Raw genomic sequence first — 16,392 nt, forward strand, 5'->3', positions numbered from 1 at the left:
CCGGGGCAGGGACGTGACAAGGCGAATAGCAGCACCTTCTTGTGCAATTCTTTCAGATTCTGCGTTGACACGCCCCGAGGCTCACATTAAACGCCTGCTTCACGACACCTGCCCAGGTGGCGGAATGGTAGACGCGCTAGCTTCAGGTGCTAGTGTTCGCAAGGACGTGGAGGTTCGAGTCCTCTCCTGGGCACCAAAGTCGGCTTTGCCGCTTTTGCCACATTCTGTAGCACCCGACTTCGGGGGCCAGATAGGTGTATCGCCTTTCCCGCCGCATGGTGCACGCTGGTGCTTCGTGGTGCTCGCCTTACCCTTGGATCAAGTCATGCGCCGATTGCGCGGATTGCAGAGCTGATACCGCAAACAGGGGCGAAATCGGTGTATTTTTCCCCCCGATATGGTTTTGACCTTGCGTCATGAAGCGCATAAGTATGGCGTTCCTCCCCATTGGGGGCATAAATGCCGCCGGAAACAGGCAAAGGAACACGCCGATGTTGGACCATGTAGAAATGCGCAGCACGCTTGCTGAGCAATATGATCTTGCCCCAAATGTTGATCTTGCGGCATCCATGTCCGATCTGCATGCGAAAATGGCCCGCGCGGTGCCTTTTCCCGATTGGGCGACCCATGCGCCCTATGTCGCAGCGATCAACAAGCTGAAAAAGGAAAAGAACGCGGTCATTCTGGCGCATAACTATATGACGCCCGAAATTTTCCACGGCATTTCCGACTTTGTGGGCGACAGTCTGGCGCTGGCGATCAAGGCGGTTGAGGTCGAGGCCGATGTGATCGTGCAATGCGGTGTGCATTTCATGGCGGAAACGTCGAAGATCCTGAACCCGTCCAAAACGGTTCTGATGCCCGATATGGGCGCGGGATGTTCGCTGGCGGAATCGATCACCGCTGATGGCATTGCCGAGATGCGGGCGAAATACCCCGGCGCGCCGGTGGTCAGCTATGTGAACACCACCGCCGAGGTCAAAGCCGCCTCTGACATCTGCTGCACCTCTGCCAATGCGTTGCAAATCGTCGAGGCGATGGACAGCGACACCGTCATCATGACCCCGGATCAGTTTCTGGCCCAGAACGTTGCCGCGCAATCGACCAAGAATGTGGTCTATTGGGCCGGTGAATGCGTGGTGCACGAGAAATATTCGGCGCAAGAGATGCGCGATTACCGGGCCGCCAATCCTGGTACGAAGATTGTGGCACACCCGGAATGCAAACCCGAAGTGGTGGCCGAGGCCGATTTCACCGGTTCGACCACGGGTATGATCGACTGGGTTCGGCAAAACCGGCCCGAGCAGGTGCTGCTGGTCACCGAATGTTCGATGGCCGCCAACGTGGCCGAGGAATTGCCGGAAGTTGATCTGACCAAGCCCTGCAATGCCTGCCCCTATATGAAAAAGATCACGCTTGAGAAAATCCTGTGGTCGCTGCACACCATGCAGACCCCGGTCGAGGTTGATCCGGCTGTTGCGGAAAACGCCCGTCTGGCGGTGCAGCGCATGATCGACTTGTCGCGCAAGTTGGGGATCTGAACCAGGTGAACACAATTGACACCGGGCGCGTCATCATCATCGGTGCCGGGCTGGGCGCGCTTTATGCTGCGCTGAAACTGGCACCGCGTCCGGTGGTGATGATTTCGCCCGAAACGCTGGGCGAGGGGGCGAGTTCCGCCTGGGCCCAGGGCGGTGTGGCCGCTGCGATGGACCCGGCGGACAGTGCCGCCGCCCATTCCTCCGATACGGTGCGGGCCGGTGCGGGCATCGTAAGTGTCGCTGTCGCCGATCAGGTCGCGCATGAAGCGCGCGATCACATCCTTGATCTGACCAAGCTTGGTGCGCCTTTTGACCGGACCGAAACCGGCGGATACGTGCTGTCGCGGGAAGCGGCGCATAGTTTTGCCCGTGTTGTCCGCGTGCAGGGGGATCAGGCCGGGGCCGCCATCATGAAGGCGCTGATCGCCGAGGTGCGTGCAACGCCTTCGGTGCAGGTGCTTGAGGGTGTTCTCGCCAGTGGGGTTCAGGTCACAGATGGCGATGTAACGGGCGTCATGCTGGAACGGGCGGATGCAAAGGGATCGCAGCCGATCCTGCTGCGCGGTGCGGCGGTGCTTCTGGCGGGGGGCGGGTCCGGCGGGCTTTATGCCCTGACCACCAACCCAAGACGTATCCGGGGCCAGGTGATTGGTATGGCTGCACGAGCAGGCGCGGCAATTGCCGACCCGGAATTTGTCCAGTTCCATCCCACGGCCATAGATGTCGGCGAAGATCCAGCCCCCCTCGCGACCGAGGCGCTGCGCGGTGAAGGTGCGGTGCTGATCAACAAAGATGGCGCTCGCTTCATGACGGCGGTGCACCCCGACGCGGAACTGGCCCCGCGCGATGTTGTGGCCCGTGCCGTGTTTTCCCAAACCCAGGCCGGGCTTCGCCCGATGCTTGATACCCGCAAGGCGCTGGGCGCGAAAATCAATACGCTGTTTCCCGGTGTGGTCGCCGCCTGTCTGCGCAACGGTATTGATCCGGCGGTAGAACCGATTCCCGTCGCCGCCGCCGCGCATTACCACATGGGTGGTATCGACACCGATTCTACCGGGCGCTCCAGCCTTGGCAATCTCTGGGTCTGCGGCGAGGCTTCTTCGACCGGCCTGCATGGTGCCAATCGGCTGGCGTCAAATGGCCTGCTTGAGGCGCTGGTTTATGCCCGCACCTGCGCGCTTGGCATTGCGGAAACACTGCAAGGCACGGATCTGGCCACGCCCGAGATCGCATTGCATTTCGAAGAGGGCGGGCAAGCGACCGATGAGAGCGCTGTGTCGGAATTGCGCCATTTGATGACCGATCATGTGGGCGTGGTGCGCAACGCGGCCGGGTTGCGTTCGGCGCTGACCGGGATCGCCCGGTTGGAGGCGGCGCCGGGCCATAGCGAAACATTTCTTAACATGACCGCCACCGCGACATTGATCGCCGCCGCCGCGCTGATGCGCGAAGAAAGCCGTGGCGCGCAATTCCGCGAGGATTTCCCGGATCTGGATGTCAAAGCCAAACGGACCAAAATCAGTTTGGCCGAGGCTGTGGCGGTGCGGGACAAAGTAGCAAAAGAGGACGCCAGATGACGGAGCAAAACACCGGACATATGACTGTGCCCGATCTGGTGCTGGAACCAATGGTGCGCAATGCCCTGCTCGAGGATCTCGGCAGCTATGGCGATATCACCACCCGCACCACAATTGCCCCGGGCACGCGGTATACCGCGCGGCTGAATGCCCGCGAAACCGGTGTGGTTTCGGGCATGCAGGTCGCGGCCCTGGCATTTCGATTGGTCGATCCTGCGCTGAAACTTACGCTGCATTCCCCCGATGGCAGCCCCTGCGCGCCCGGTGACGTGTTGATGGAGATCGAGGGCGAGGCGGCCTCGATCCTGTCGGGCGAACGTGTGGCGCTGAATTTTGCCGGGCGGTTGTCGGGCATTGCCACCCTGACCGCCGGTTTCGTGGCCGAGACAAAGGGCACGGACACCCGCGTCACCTGTACCCGCAAGACCACGCCGGGGCTGCGCATCGTCGAAAAACTGGCGGTGCTGCATGGCGGCGGGTTCAATCACCGATTCTCGCTGTCGGATGCGATCCTGATCAAGGACAACCACATCGCGGCCGCCGGTGGCGTGCGTGCCGTGCTGGATGCAACCAAGGCGCATGCGTCACATATGATCCGGGTCGAGATCGAGGTTGATACATTGGATCAACTGGCCGAGGTGCTGGCGGTTGGCGGCGCAGATGTCGTGCTGCTCGATAATATGGACACGCTGACCCTGCGCAAAGCGGTGGAAATGGTGGCGGGCCGTTTGGTGGTTGAGGCGTCGGGCAATATGAAACTGGGCCGCATCGCCGAAGTGGCGGCCACCGGGGTGGACTATATTTCGTCCGGCGCGTTGACCCATTCGGCGCAGACGCTTGATCTGGGACTCGATTTCTAAGGCCGATTTGCGACGGTCGCAGTCCCGGACGTGATCCGGGACCTCTCTTCAAACGTTCGATGAGGTCCCGGATCACGTCCGGGACCCCGCCCGGGGGCTGCCGCGCGGCTTTGTCCTGTTGAAACGGAATGCGCTCTGGGCTAATCCGGCGGTAATCGACGTCATTTGGCGAATTCCGGGTTGCGCCCGGACGGGGCAACCGTTCACAAACGGGACGTCACGACCAAAGCAACCCGCGTTTCGCTCGCGTTTTCCACTGTCAGAAAAGGGCACAATTTCATGGCCGATCCAAAGCATCCCGACATTCTGTATACCATCGTAGACGAAGCGCCCGAGCTTGCCAGCGCATCGTTCCTGCCGATCATCCGCAAATTCGCCGCCGCCGCCGGAATCACCGTCGGCACCAAGGATATTTCGCTGGCCGGTCGGATCATTTCGACCTTCCCGGAAAACCTGACCGAGGATCAGCGCCAAAGCGACGATCTGGCGGAATTGGGCGAGTTGGTGAAAACACCGGATGCCAATGTGATCAAACTGCCGAATATCTCGGCCTCGGTGCCGCAACTGGTGGCAGCGGTGAAGGAACTTCAGGAAAAGGGATATGCCCTGCCTGATTACCCCGAAGACCCCCAGACCGACGAAGAAAAAGCGATCCGCGCACGCTATGACGGCATCAAAGGTTCGGCTGTGAACCCGGTTCTGCGCGAAGGCAACTCTGATCGCCGCGCCGCAAAGCCGGTCAAGAAATACGCCCAATCCAACCCGCATCGCATGGGCAAATGGTCGAGCGACAGCAAGACCAAAGTGTCGTCGATGTCCGGCAATGACTTCTTCTCGAACGAAGTCTCTGCAACCCTGACCGCGGCCCAGGCCGGTGCTGCCAAGATCGAATTTGTCGCCAAGGATGGCACGACAACGGTTCTGAAAGACGGCTGGCCGCTGGACGAGGGCACCGTTGTTGACGCGACATTCATGTCGGCCAAGGCGCTTTCGGCGTTTCTGGCGGAACAGATCGAAGCGACCAAAGCCGACGGCACGCTGTTTTCGCTGCATATGAAAGCCACAATGATGAAGGTCTCGGACCCGATCATCTTTGGCCATGCGGTCAAGGCTTGGCTTGCGCCGGTGTTCGAAAAATTTGGCGCCGATCTCGAGGCCGCTGGTGTGAACCCGAACTCCGGTCTGGGTGACGTTCTGGCGCGCATCGCCGAGATGCCGAATGCCGCCGAGATTCAGGCCGAGATTGCCGCGGTCGAGGCGACCCGCCCGCAAATGTACATGGTGAATTCCGACAAGGGCATCACCAACCTGCATGTGCCGTCCGATGTGATCATTGACGCCTCCATGCCTGCATTGATCCGTGCCGGCGGCAAGGGCTGGGGCCCGGATGGCAACGAGGGCGACAGCAACTGTGTCATCCCCGACAATTGCTATGCGCCGGTCTATGAGGAATCGGTCAACTTCTTCAAAGCCAACGGCGCGTTGAACCCGGCGACTGCCGGGTCGGTGCAGAACGTCGGTTTGATGGCGCAGAAAGCCGAAGAATACGGCAGCCACCCAACCACGTTTGAGGCCCCGGCGGATGGCGCAATCCGCGTTGTTCTGGCCAATGGCGATGTACTGCACAGCCATGACGTCGCGGCCGGTGACATCTGGCGGTCCTGCACAACCAAAAAGGCGCCGATCGAGAACTGGATTCAGCTGGCGATGGACCGTCAGCGCCTGACCGGTGCCGAGGCGATCTTCTGGCTGGACGCGAACCGCGCCCATGACGCCGAGCTGATCAAATATGTGACGCCGGTTCTGGAATCGGCAGGTGTGGCCGACAAGTTTGCGATCATGGCCCCGCGTGAGGCGACCCGCGCCTCGCTGGAAACCATCACCGCAGGCAAGGACAGCATTGCCATCACCGGCAACGTGCTGCGTGACTATCTGACCGACCTGTTCCCGATCCTTGAACTGGGCACATCGGCCAAGATGCTGTCGATCGTGAAGCTGATGCAGGGCGGCGGGTTGTTTGAAACCGGCGCCGGTGGCTCTGCGCCGAAACACGTGCAGCAGTTGGTCGAGGAAAACCACCTGCGCTGGGATTCGATGGGTGAATTCTGTGCCCTGGGCGAGAGCCTGAATTTCCTGGCCGACAGCAAGGGCAACGCCAAAGCGGGTGTGCTGGGCACGGCGGCCGAGGCCGCAACGCAGGGCATTCTCGACAATGACAAATCGCCGTCGCGCAAGCTGGGCGAGCCTGACAACCGCGACAGCCACTATTGGTTTGCGCGTTACTGGGCCGAAGCTTTGGCGGCGCAGAGCGACGATGCCGAACTGGCCGCGCATTTCGCGCCCATCGCCGCCGAACTGGCAGGCAAGGAAGCTGAAATCACCGGCGAGTTGGCAGCGGCTCAGGGCGGCGCGGCGGATATCGGCGGCTATTATCTGGCAAGCGTCGAAAAGAAAGCCGAAGTGATGCGCCCAAGCGCGACACTGAACGCAATAATCGGCTGAGTTGATCAGCCCTGACAAAATAAAAGCCGCCCGGTCAAACGGGCGGCTTTTACGTTTCCAGAGGTTCTGTCAGAGTCCCGGACGTGATCCGGGACCTCCCGCAGGTTTGAGAAGAGGTCCCGGATCAAGTCCGGGACTGCGGCGTTCTACTCCGCCGGGATCGCCTCCAACTCACGCAATCCGGCCAGATCACAAATCGCCTGCAAAATCTCTTGCGGTCCCTTGCCGTGTTTCAACGAGGCAAACAGAAACGGCCGATCCCCACGCATCCGTTTCGCATCGCGTTCCATCACCTCCAGTGACGCGCCGACATGCGGCGCGAGGTCGGTTTTGTTGATGATCAGCAGGTCGGATTTGGTGATGGCCGGCCCGCCCTTGCGCGGGATTTCCTCGCCTGCGGCCACGTCGATCACGTAGATGGTGAAATCCGCCAGTTCCGGGCTGAAGGTGGCCGACAAATTGTCGCCGCCGGATTCGACCAACACCACCTCAAGATCCGCATGCTTGGCCCGCATGTCGGCGATGGCCGCAAGATTGATCGAGGCATCTTCGCGGATCGCGGTATGGGGGCAGCCGCCGGTTTCCACGCCCATCACCCGATCCCCGGGCAAAACCTGCATCCGCATCAGCGCCTCGGCGTCTTCCTGCGTGTAAATGTCGTTGGTGATCGCGGCGATGGAATAGCCCGGATGCATCAAACCGGCCAGTTTGGCCGTCAATGTGGTTTTGCCTGCACCGACAGGGCCGCCGATGCCGATACGAAGAGGTCCGTTTAGCGTGGTCATGCGCGAAAAAGCCTTGGTTCGAGGGTTTCATGGGTCATTGCCGCCACATCCGAGAGCAGGCAATTGGAATAAATATCGTCGGGCGTCGCCTGTGCTGTTGCGTCTGCGATTGTACCACAAAGCGGCGTCAGGGTGGCCAGCACGGCTTGCCCCTCGGTCTGGCCCAGCGGCACAAGCCGGATCGCGGCAGAGGTCAGATTGGCGATGAACGCATGCAGATACATGGCGCTGGTGGTGTGCAGCGGCAGGCCCGCCAGACGCGCCGCGCGCCCCACCGCCACCGGCAGCATCATGTCCGGCAGATCAAACCCCCAGACGTCGCGCACCGTGCGGGCGAATGCCGCGCCCTGCAACGCGCCTTCCGTCAGCCGTTCGGCGGCGGGGGCAAAGGCCCGTGCATTGGCCTCGACCGCCTCCAACTCGGCGGCCGTGTCGGCACGATAGGCGCAGGCCAAAAGCACCGCATCAGAGCGCCCGCTGCCATCCGCCAACAGCGGCGTCAGCCAGTTGCGCAGGTCGTCCGCGGATGTCACCCAGCCGTTGTGAATGGCGGTTTCCAAGCCATGGGAATAGGCGAATGCGCCAACCGGAAAGGACGGCGAAAGCCATTGTTGCAGCGTCAGAAGATCAGTGTTCATGGTCATGCGCATGGGCGTTTTGGTGCGATTGTGCGTGGCTGTGCCCATGCTCGTGACTGTGATTGTGCCCGTGGCTGTGTTCGTGCCCGTGGGAATGCGCCGTCGCGCCATGTTCATGCGCTTGGGTGCGGCCATGGCCATAGGCCCCGCCCTCTGGCGTGAACGGTTCCGACACTTCGGTCAGCGTCGCGCCCAGATGTTCCAGCATATGGCCGATCACCTTGTCGCGCTGGATCAAGAGACGGCTCTCTTCGATCTGGCATGGGGTGTGGCGGTTGCCAACGTGCCAGGCCAGCCGCGTCAGATCACCGGTCACGGCAAAGAGGTCTTCTTCGGCGGCCACCACCTCGATCAACGTGCCATCCGGCAATTGAAAGGCGTCACCATGATCCACCGAAGTCGTGTGTTCCAGATCCACCAGAAACCGCGTGCCCTGGACCGTGGTCAGCACCTTGCGGCGAAAGAAACGATCATCATAAGACAGCGTCACGAGATCCTGACAGTCGGGCGCATGCGCGCGCGTTACGATGGTTTGGGTGGCGGGCAGGGTCATGACTGCTGTCCTTCAGAAATGCAGGCGCTTTGGTGGCAACTTTGTTGGGCAGGGCTTGGGCCGGTGGGGGCGCTAAAACAGGAAATAGCGCTGCGCCATGGGCAACACTTCTGCCGGCTGACAGGTCAGCAACTCGCCATCGGCGCGCACCTCGTAGGTTTCTGGATGCACCTCGATATGCGGGGTGGCGTCGTTCAGCTTCAGGTCTTTTTTGCCGATCTTGCGGGTGTTTGTCACCGCGACGGTCTGTTTGGCCAGCCCCAGCGCGTCGCTGATTCCTTCGGCTTGGGCGGCGGCAGAGACAAAGGTCACGGCAGAGTTTTCGACAGACCGGCCATAAGCGCCGAACATCGGTCGGGAATAGACCGGTTGCGGCGTCGGGATCGACGCATTGGGATCGCCCATCTGCGCACAGGCAATTGTCCCGCTGAGCAAGACCATCTCCGGCTTCACGCCAAAGAACGCCGGGTTCCAAAGCACCAGATCGGCGCGTTTGCCCACTTCGACACTGCCAATCTCATGCGAAAGCCCATGTGCGATGGCGGGGTTGATGGTGTATTTTGCGATATAACGGCGGACGCGGAAATTGTCGTTGTCGCCGGTCTCTTCGGCCAGCCGCCCGCGCTGTTTCTTCATCTTGTCGGCGGTCTGCCATGTGCGGATCAGCACCTCGCCGACCCGGCCCATCGCCTGGCTGTCGCTGGCGATGATCGAAAACGCGCCCATGTCGTGCAGGATATCCTCGGCGGCGATGGTTTCGCGGCGAATGCGGCTTTCGGCGAATGCCACGTCTTCGGGGATGGATTTATCCAGATGGTGACAGACCATGAGCATATCGAGGTGTTCTTCGATCGTGTTCACGGTAAAGGGCCGCGTCGGGTTGGTCGACGAGGGCAGAACATGCTCTTCGCCACAGATCTTGATGATGTCGGGGGCATGGCCGCCCCCGGCACCTTCGGTGTGAAAGGCGTGGATGGTGCGGCCCTTCATCGCCTTCACGGTGTTTTCGACAAAACCGGATTCATTGAGCGTATCGGTGTGGATCATCACCTGCACGTCCATGGCATCCGCCACCGACAGACAGCAATCAATTGCCGCCGGGGTGGTGCCCCAATCTTCGTGCAGTTTGAGGCTACAGGCCCCGCCACGCACCTGTTCCTCCAGCGCGGCAGGCAGAGACGCATTGCCCTTGCCCGCAAAGGCCAGGTTCATCGGAAAGGCATCCGCCGCCTGCAACATCCGCCCCATATGCCAGGGGCCGGGAGTACAGGTGGTGGCCAGCGTGCCATGCGCGGGGCCGGTGCCGCCGCCCAACATGGTGGTCAGGCCGGAATGCAGCGCATCCTCGATCTGTTGCGGGCAGATAAAGTGGATGTGGCTGTCAAAGCCGCCAGCGGTCAGAATGCGACCTTCGCCCGCGATACATTCGGTGCCCGGCCCGACAATGATGTTCACGCCGGGTTGCGTGTCGGGGTTGCCCGCCTTGCCAATCGCCACGATCCGCCCGCTTTTCAACCCGACATCGGCCTTGATGATGCCGGTGTGATCGACGATCAGTGCGTTTGTGATCACAGTGTCCACTGCGCCGTCCAAACGCGTGGTCTGGGCCTGGCCCATCCCGTCGCGGATCACCTTGCCGCCGCCGAATTTGACCTCTTCACCATAGGCCAGCGCATTGGCGCCGCTGCCACCAGAGGTGGCGCTGCCGGCCAGTTCAGCGGTCAAATCCCGCTCTACCTCGATAACAAGATCAGTGTCAGCCAGGCGCAGGCGGTCGCCCACAGTGGGGCCGAACATGGCGGCGTAATCGGAACGTTTGATCGTGGCGGGCATGTCTGGGCTCTCTATTGAAGGGATAGTTTCATGTGAAGGATGCGATCGTCGTCGCCGTGGAACACGCTGGGATCGGTAAAATATTCAAAGCCGAGGCTTTCGTAGAGTGGCAATGCCTCAACATGGCGATAGACCGCATCAAGCCAGAGGGTGTCATAGCCCAGGGCGCGGGCTTCTGTGATGATCGCCTCGCCCAGCTTGCGGCCAAGACCCTTGCCACGGGCAGACGCCCGAACATACATCCGGTTCATTTCGCCGCCGGTGTCGCCATGCGGTTTCAACATGACCAGACCGGCGGGCGCGCCATCCAGCATTGCCAGAAAACATTCGCCATGCGGTGGCAGGAAGAACCGGTCAAAGGCCGCAAGCTCGCCCGCAACATCCTGATTTTTGATATAATCGTCGATCATATCCAGCATGTCGGGATAGCGCTCGCGCAGCACGTCAAAGAATTCCCAAACCATGGCACGTGCGGCGGCGATTTGGGAATCGGTGCGAACCTTCTCGATAGCATGGGGCATTATGGCGTCCTGAGATGCGGGCGCGGGCGCGTCAGAGATCGCCCATCACCTGCTGGTTAAAGCCAAAAATTCGTCGCGCACCGGAAACCGGGATCAAATTGACCTCGCGCCGTTGGCCGGGCTCAAATCGTACGGCGGTGCCCGCCGCAATGTCGAGCCTTTTGCCGCGTGCCGCATCACGGTCGAAATCCAACCCGGGATTGGCTTCGGCGAAATGGTAATGCGATCCGACCTGCACTGGGCGGTCGCCGGTATTGGCCACCATCAGCGTTGTCACCTCGGCGCCGGGGTTCAGCGTCAGCGTGCCCTCGGCGGGAAACAGCTCTCCGGGGATCATTTGCGCCGCACCATCAGCGCGGTTGCCAGCGCAACAACGGCCAGACCCAGCACCACGGTCAGCCAGTTTCCCGCGCCATGCGGGTGAAGATGCGCGCCGGAATGGGCAAGCGCGGGCGTGGCAGTAAGCGCAAGGGCGGGGGCAAGCATACGGGTCATGTTGGGTCTCCTGTTAAGGGGGGCGGTGGGTTGGAAATCCACCCTACCGAATGGGGTTGTGCACGGTGACAAGCTTTGTGCCGTCGGGAAAGGTTGCTTCGACCTGAACTTCGTGGATCATTTCCGGCACGCCCTCCATGCATTGGTCGCGGGTGATGACCTGGGCGCCGGCCTCCATCATGTCGGCAACGGATCGGCCATCGCGCGCGCCTTCGACCACGGCATCGGTGATCAGGGCAATCGCCTCGGGGTAGTTCAGCACCACACCACGAGCCAGCCGCTTGCGTGCGACTTCTGCGGCCATGGCGATCAGCAGTTTGTCCTTTTCTCGGGGGGTCAGTTGCATGTGGTCAAAGTCTCCAGGAAACAGGCAGGGTATCGCCCGACAACAGGTCGAGTATGGGAATAAGATGTTTGCGCAGCATGTGGCTGTCCGCGCAGAGCAGCCGCAGGGCCAGCAGGTCAGGTGCCAGAAGGCTGGCACCGCAGGTGGCGGGCAGTTGGCTGCGGATGGTGGTCAGCCGGGTTTCGGCGTCCGGCGCGACATAAACCAGCGACGCCATCGCGCCCATGCCATCCGCTACGGGGCGCAGGGCCAGTTGATCCGATATTGCCCCCTCCAGGTGCAGCGCATCGCGGTACAGCGGACGGCCGCCCCGCGTGACTGTGATCCGGTCATGAAACCGGCCAGAGGTAAGGCATTCGCCCATGGCAGCACGGCCAAAGACCACCGGTTCCACAAGCAAGAGCCGCGCATCCGCCGCCAGATCAATGTCCAGACGTCGCGACAGCGCACAGCCATCATAAAGGATCACTTCCTGCGGCAACCAATGCAGCGTCGCCCCCTCGGCCACCTTGATGGCAGTGGTGACATGACCAAAGTCGCCTTCGCGGCTGCGATAGGCGCGTTCGGCGGCCTGCGTGGTCAGGCCCAGCGCGGCACCTGATCCGACTTCTGCCGTCAGGGCCAGCTGATCGCCGCCCGTCACGCCGCCAGATGTATTGATCAGGATCGATTGCAGCATCCCGCGTCCGCGCGGGAACAGCGCCTTGTACGCGCCAACCTGGCGCAAACCATCAATCACGCTGTCGGGGCCGCGCTGCTTGGCTGACAGGATGATTTCGCCACGTGTACGCGGCTGACCCTGATCTTTGGCAGCGGTTTTGCCGGCGCGGGTCTTGGCCTCGGGGGCAATCATATGACGGGGTTGCAAGGTGATGGGACGATTCCGGTTGGTTGCTTGAATTGCCACGTATTGAGCATAGCCAACCGGTGAATGGCCAGATTCGCGGCAGTTTCGAGACATCGTGCCGGAAATTTAGACTAATTATTGTGCATGTGTGGCTGGGTGTGCCTATAAATTAATCATTAACCATTGATCGCGGCCAAAACGCGCCGCCAGAATTGATCCCGTTGCCGCAATGCAGAACCAATATCCGTGCTCAGCCGAGGGGATGAACCGACGTGATGGGCGTGTGACGACCGCTGAACTGGCATTCTTCCGGCCGCCACACATTTCGCAACAACGACGTTGCAGGGTCTGTATCTATGTCCGCGCCCATTTCGGTGCAATGGCAAGGCAGATACCCTGCGGGGAGAAAAGATTGATGATCCGTTTCACAAAGACCATGACATCCATTGCCGCGCTTGGGCTTTTTGCTGCTACGCCCGCGCTGGCCGCCGATTGCCCGATCAAAGTCGGGGTTCTGCATTCGCTGTCCGGCACCATGGCGATTTCGGAAACCACCCTGAAAGACACCATTGAAATGCTGGTCGAGCAGCAGAACGAAAAGGGCGGCCTGTTGGGCTGTGACCTTGAGGCTGTTGTTGTTGACCCTGCGTCCGACTGGCCGTTGTTTGCCGAAAAAGCACGTGAGCTTCTGTCGGTTCACGAAGTTGACGTGATCTTTGGCAACTGGACCTCCGTGTCGCGGAAATCGGTTCTGCCGGTGATCGAAGAGCTGAACGGCCTGCTGTTCTACCCTGTGCAGTACGAAGGCGAAGAATCCTCGAAAAACGTGTTCTACACCGGTGCCGCCCCCAACCAACAGGCGATCCCGGCCACAGATTACTTCCTCGACGAACTGGGCGTTGAAAAATTCGCCCTGCTCGGCACCGACTATGTCTATCCGCGTACCACCAACAACATCCTTGAATCCTATCTGAAGTCCAAGGGCATTGCCGAAGAAGATATCTTCGTCAACTACACGCCGTTTGGTCATTCCGACTGGGCCACCATTGTGGCGGATGTTGTCGCGCTGGGCGCCGACGGCAAACAGGTTGGCGTGATTTCCACCATCAACGGCGACGCCAACATCGGCTTCTACAAGGAACTGGCAGCGGCTGGCATTTCGGCGGATGACATCCCCGTTGTGGCGTTCTCGGTTGGTGAAGAAGAACTCTCTGGCCTTGATACATCGAACCTCGTTGGCCACCTCGCGGCCTGGAACTATTTCCAGTCGGCAGAATCCGACGACAACACAGCGTTTATCGAAACCTGGAAGGCCCGCATGGGCGAAGAGCGCGTCACCAACGACCCGATGGAAGCACACTATATCGGCTTCAACATGTGGGTGAACGCCGCGACCGAGGCTGAAACCACCGATGTCGATGCCGTGCGCACCGCGATGTATGGCCAGACCTTCCCGAACCTGACCGGCGGCACCGCCGAGATGCTGGTGAACCATCACCTGTCGAAGCCTGTTCTGATTGGCGAAATCACCGCCGATGGCCAGTTCGATATCATCAGCCAAACCTCGGAAGTGCCGGGCGATGCCTGGACCGATTATCTGCCGGAATCGGCGGTTCTGAAATCCGATTGGAAAGATCTGGGTTGCGGTATGTACAACACCGAAACCGAAACCTGCGTACAGATCAAATCCAACTACTGATCTAAACGGTCTCCTCCCAGGGGGCGCGGCTTTGGTCGCGCTCCCGCTCTCCTTTTCCTCGCAAGAATTGGCCCCCCTTATGCACCGCGTTCTTCTCGTGTGTCTGGCTTTGCTGTGTCTGCCCATCACGGCGACGGCTCAGGACGGTTCGCCCGACCCAGCCCAGACAATCCAATCCATCTTGCAAGAGCATCAGGCGCTGGTCGCCAAGCCGTCGCGCCGCTCCATCGGTACGGTGCTCGATGCGCTGGTGGGCTCCGGCAATCCCCAGGTGCCCGGGTTTCTCAATCGGTTTGTGGAACGCGATGTCTGGGAACGCGACGCAGATGGCATGTTCTTCTATGCTGCCAAATCCGGTGATGGCTATGACCTGACCGATATTGACAGCGGCGAAGTGGTCGCAACGGCGGTGTCCAGTGATGGCCTGTCGAATATCAAACCCAACGGCGGTGTGCGTCGTGAAATCGGCGCGGCGCTGGTCCAGTTTCAACTGTCCGACCCCGATATCAATCGCCGCCGCGAGGCGCTGGATGCCATTTCCCGCAATCCTGATCCGACACAGCTTGCGGCGCTGGCCGCGTCGATCGCCGGGGAAACAGATCCCGCCCTGAAGACCCGCAAAGAGCGTCTGGTCACCTATCTGACCGCGCGTTTTGGCGACAACACTGCCGCACGCATTGCCGCCATCGCGGGCCTGTCCCGCGATCTCAGCGTCGAAGGCCGCGCAGTTCTCAACCAGATTCTGACAGTGAAATTCACCGCGGCCAATGAGGTGCCAGAGGGCGCGAATATCGCCCGTGTGCTGACCGCAGGCGACACGATTGACCGGGACGTGGCCTATGCCGCACTGGTCTCGGCCGATCTTGCGCCGCCATTGGTCACGCCTTCCGATGTGCGTGCCGCGCTTGAGGCCAATATCGTCGACGGCCGTGTCGGCGGGCTGGCACTGGCCCGTCTGGGCCGCGATGACGCCCGCGCAGAAGCCTATGCCGCACTCGCCGCCGAGGGCACAGTCCCGCAGATGGTCACCGACGCCGATGTCGATGCCGCGCTCGACGCCCATGTGTTTTACGAAGCTTATGACGAGCCCGACGCCGCCATCACCGATGCCGCCGAAACGGCGCTGGCCTCGGTCGAAACCCGCGTTGGCGTTGGCCAGACCATCGACCTGACGATGGACGCGGTGTCGCTGGCCTCGATCTACTTCCTCGCCGCCATCGGCCTTGCCATCACCTTTGGCGTGATGGGCGTGATCAACATGGCGCATGGCGAATTCATCATGATGGGCGCCTACACCGGCTATGTGGTGCAGCTGTTCATTCCTGATTACACCCTGTCGCTGATTGTCGCCCTGCCGCTGGCCTTTGCCGTCACTTTCGCCGCCGGTGTTGCGATGGAACGTCTGGTGATCCGCTGGCTCTATCATCGCCCGCTGGAAACCCTGCTCGCCACCTTCGGCATCTCCATCGCGTTGCAACAGCTGGCCAAGAACATCTTCGGCACCCAGGCCCGCCCGCTGACCTCACCGGGCTGGCTCGACGGCGCATGGGTGATCAACGACGTGGTGCAGATCTCCTACATCCGTATCGCCATCTTTGTGCTCGCGCTGATGTTCCTCGCGCTGCTGCTCTTCATCCTCAAGAAAACCCGCCTCGGGCTAGAGGTCCGCGCCGTGACCCAAAATCCGCGCATGGCGTCGTCGATGGGCATCAACCCCGACCGCATCAACATGCTGACCTTCGGCCTCGGCTCCGGCATCGCCGGCATCGCCGGTGTCGCCATCGGGCTATATGCCAAGGTGACGTCGGAAATGGGCGCCGATTACATCGTGCAGAGCTTCATGACCGTGGTGGTTGGCGGTGTCGGCAACGTCTGGGGCACGCTTGCGGGCGCCACCCTGATCGGCTTCCTGCAAAAGGGGATCGAATTCTTCAACCCCTCGAACACCCTCGCCGCCCAGACCTACATGATCCTCTTCATCATCCTGTTCATTCAGTTCCGCCCGAAGGGCATCGTCGCCCTCAAAGGCCGGGCAGCAGGAGATTGATCATGAAAACGCCATTCCTTCTTCTGTTCAAAAATATCCCGGGGGTTCCGGGGGCGGCGCCCCCGCGGCGCGCCCCCCCCCCCCCCCCCCCCCCCCCCCCCCCCCCCCCGCGCCCCCCAAAAAACGGGCCCCCCCCAAAAACCCCGCC

At 61.1% G+C, this 16,392-nt stretch carries 15 protein-coding genes and 1 tRNA gene; 7 read left to right on the forward strand and 9 right to left on the reverse strand.

Annotated features, from left to right (window positions below; all coding sequences use genetic code 11):
- Positions 1–110 precede the first annotated feature (110 nt).
- The 5 genes from Q4577_RS11665 to Q4577_RS11685 all read left to right on the forward strand — a co-directional run bounded on the left by Q4577_RS11665 (position 111) and on the right by Q4577_RS11685 (position 6,480).
- Positions 111–196: transfer RNA gene (locus tag Q4577_RS11665), tRNA-Leu, on the forward strand.
- A gap of 295 nt (positions 197–491) precedes the next feature.
- On the forward strand, positions 492–1,541 hold the full coding sequence (gene nadA, locus Q4577_RS11670; protein ID WP_244690983.1) for a quinolinate synthase NadA: 1,050 nt from the start codon (positions 492–494) through the stop codon (positions 1,539–1,541).
- Between the two features lie 5 nt (positions 1,542–1,546).
- Positions 1,547–3,118: an L-aspartate oxidase gene (locus Q4577_RS11675; protein ID WP_303468154.1), complete on the forward strand. Its 1,572-nt coding sequence runs from the start codon at positions 1,547–1,549 to the stop codon at positions 3,116–3,118.
- 20 nt (positions 3,119–3,138) lie between these two features.
- The gene (gene nadC, locus Q4577_RS11680; RefSeq protein WP_303468422.1) at positions 3,139–3,978 is read left to right on the forward strand and encodes a carboxylating nicotinate-nucleotide diphosphorylase; all 840 of its coding nucleotides are present in this window, start codon (positions 3,139–3,141) and stop codon (positions 3,976–3,978) included.
- Positions 3,979–4,257: 279 nt separating this feature from the next.
- A complete protein-coding gene (locus tag Q4577_RS11685; RefSeq protein ID WP_303468155.1) occupies positions 4,258–6,480 on the forward strand; it encodes an NADP-dependent isocitrate dehydrogenase in 2,223 nt (740 codons plus the stop codon).
- Positions 6,481–6,626: 146 nt separating this feature from the next.
- Here the strand turns inward: Q4577_RS11685 and ureG are convergent, their stop codons facing one another.
- From ureG to Q4577_RS11730, 9 genes are all read right to left on the reverse strand, one after another.
- A complete protein-coding gene (gene ureG, locus Q4577_RS11690) occupies positions 6,627–7,265 on the reverse strand; it encodes an urease accessory protein UreG (protein WP_303468156.1) in 639 nt (212 codons plus the stop codon).
- Positions 7,262–7,903, reverse strand: a complete 642-nt coding sequence (locus tag Q4577_RS11695) for an urease accessory protein UreF (RefSeq protein WP_303468158.1) — start codon at positions 7,901–7,903, stop codon at positions 7,262–7,264. The genes ureG and Q4577_RS11695 overlap by 4 nt, the downstream gene beginning before the upstream one ends.
- Positions 7,893–8,456 carry an urease accessory protein UreE gene (ureE, locus tag Q4577_RS11700; RefSeq protein WP_303468159.1) on the reverse strand — a complete coding sequence of 188 codons (564 nt, stop codon included), beginning with the start codon at positions 8,454–8,456 and terminating at the stop codon, positions 7,893–7,895. The genes Q4577_RS11695 and ureE overlap by 11 nt, the downstream gene beginning before the upstream one ends.
- Positions 8,457–8,528: 72 nt before the next feature.
- Positions 8,529–10,289 (reverse strand): urease subunit alpha, encoded by a 1,761-nt coding sequence (gene ureC / locus Q4577_RS11705; RefSeq protein WP_303468160.1) that lies wholly within the window; start codon positions 10,287–10,289, stop codon positions 8,529–8,531.
- 11 nt (positions 10,290–10,300) lie between these two features.
- Positions 10,301–10,810, reverse strand: coding sequence for a GNAT family N-acetyltransferase (locus Q4577_RS11710; RefSeq protein ID WP_244690976.1), 510 nt, complete (start codon positions 10,808–10,810; stop codon positions 10,301–10,303).
- A gap of 31 nt (positions 10,811–10,841) precedes the next feature.
- Positions 10,842–11,147 (reverse strand): urease subunit beta, encoded by a 306-nt coding sequence (locus Q4577_RS11715; protein ID WP_244690975.1) that lies wholly within the window; start codon positions 11,145–11,147, stop codon positions 10,842–10,844.
- Entirely contained in the window at positions 11,144–11,305 is a 162-nt protein-coding gene (locus tag Q4577_RS11720; protein ID WP_244690974.1) for a hypothetical protein, read from the reverse strand. The genes Q4577_RS11715 and Q4577_RS11720 overlap by 4 nt, the downstream gene beginning before the upstream one ends.
- A 43-nt stretch (positions 11,306–11,348) precedes the next feature.
- Positions 11,349–11,651, reverse strand: coding sequence for an urease subunit gamma (locus tag Q4577_RS11725; RefSeq protein ID WP_244690973.1), 303 nt, complete (start codon positions 11,649–11,651; stop codon positions 11,349–11,351).
- Positions 11,652–11,655: 4 nt separating this feature from the next.
- Positions 11,656–12,519 carry an urease accessory protein UreD gene (locus Q4577_RS11730; RefSeq protein ID WP_303468161.1) on the reverse strand — a complete coding sequence of 288 codons (864 nt, stop codon included), beginning with the start codon at positions 12,517–12,519 and terminating at the stop codon, positions 11,656–11,658.
- Positions 12,520–12,913: 394 nt separating this feature from the next.
- Between Q4577_RS11730 and urtA the strand changes: the two genes are divergently transcribed.
- Entirely contained in the window at positions 12,914–14,197 is a 1,284-nt protein-coding gene (urtA, locus tag Q4577_RS11735) for an urea ABC transporter substrate-binding protein (protein ID WP_303468163.1), read from the forward strand.
- Between the two features lie 79 nt (positions 14,198–14,276).
- Entirely contained in the window at positions 14,277–16,244 is a 1,968-nt protein-coding gene (gene urtB, locus Q4577_RS11740) for an urea ABC transporter permease subunit UrtB (protein WP_244690971.1), read from the forward strand.
- The last annotated feature ends 148 nt before the right edge of the window (positions 16,245–16,392 follow it).

Origin of the sequence: Marinovum sp. 2_MG-2023 (genome assembly GCF_030548265.1) — a bacterium.
GTDB lineage: Bacteria > Pseudomonadota > Alphaproteobacteria > Rhodobacterales > Rhodobacteraceae > Marinovum.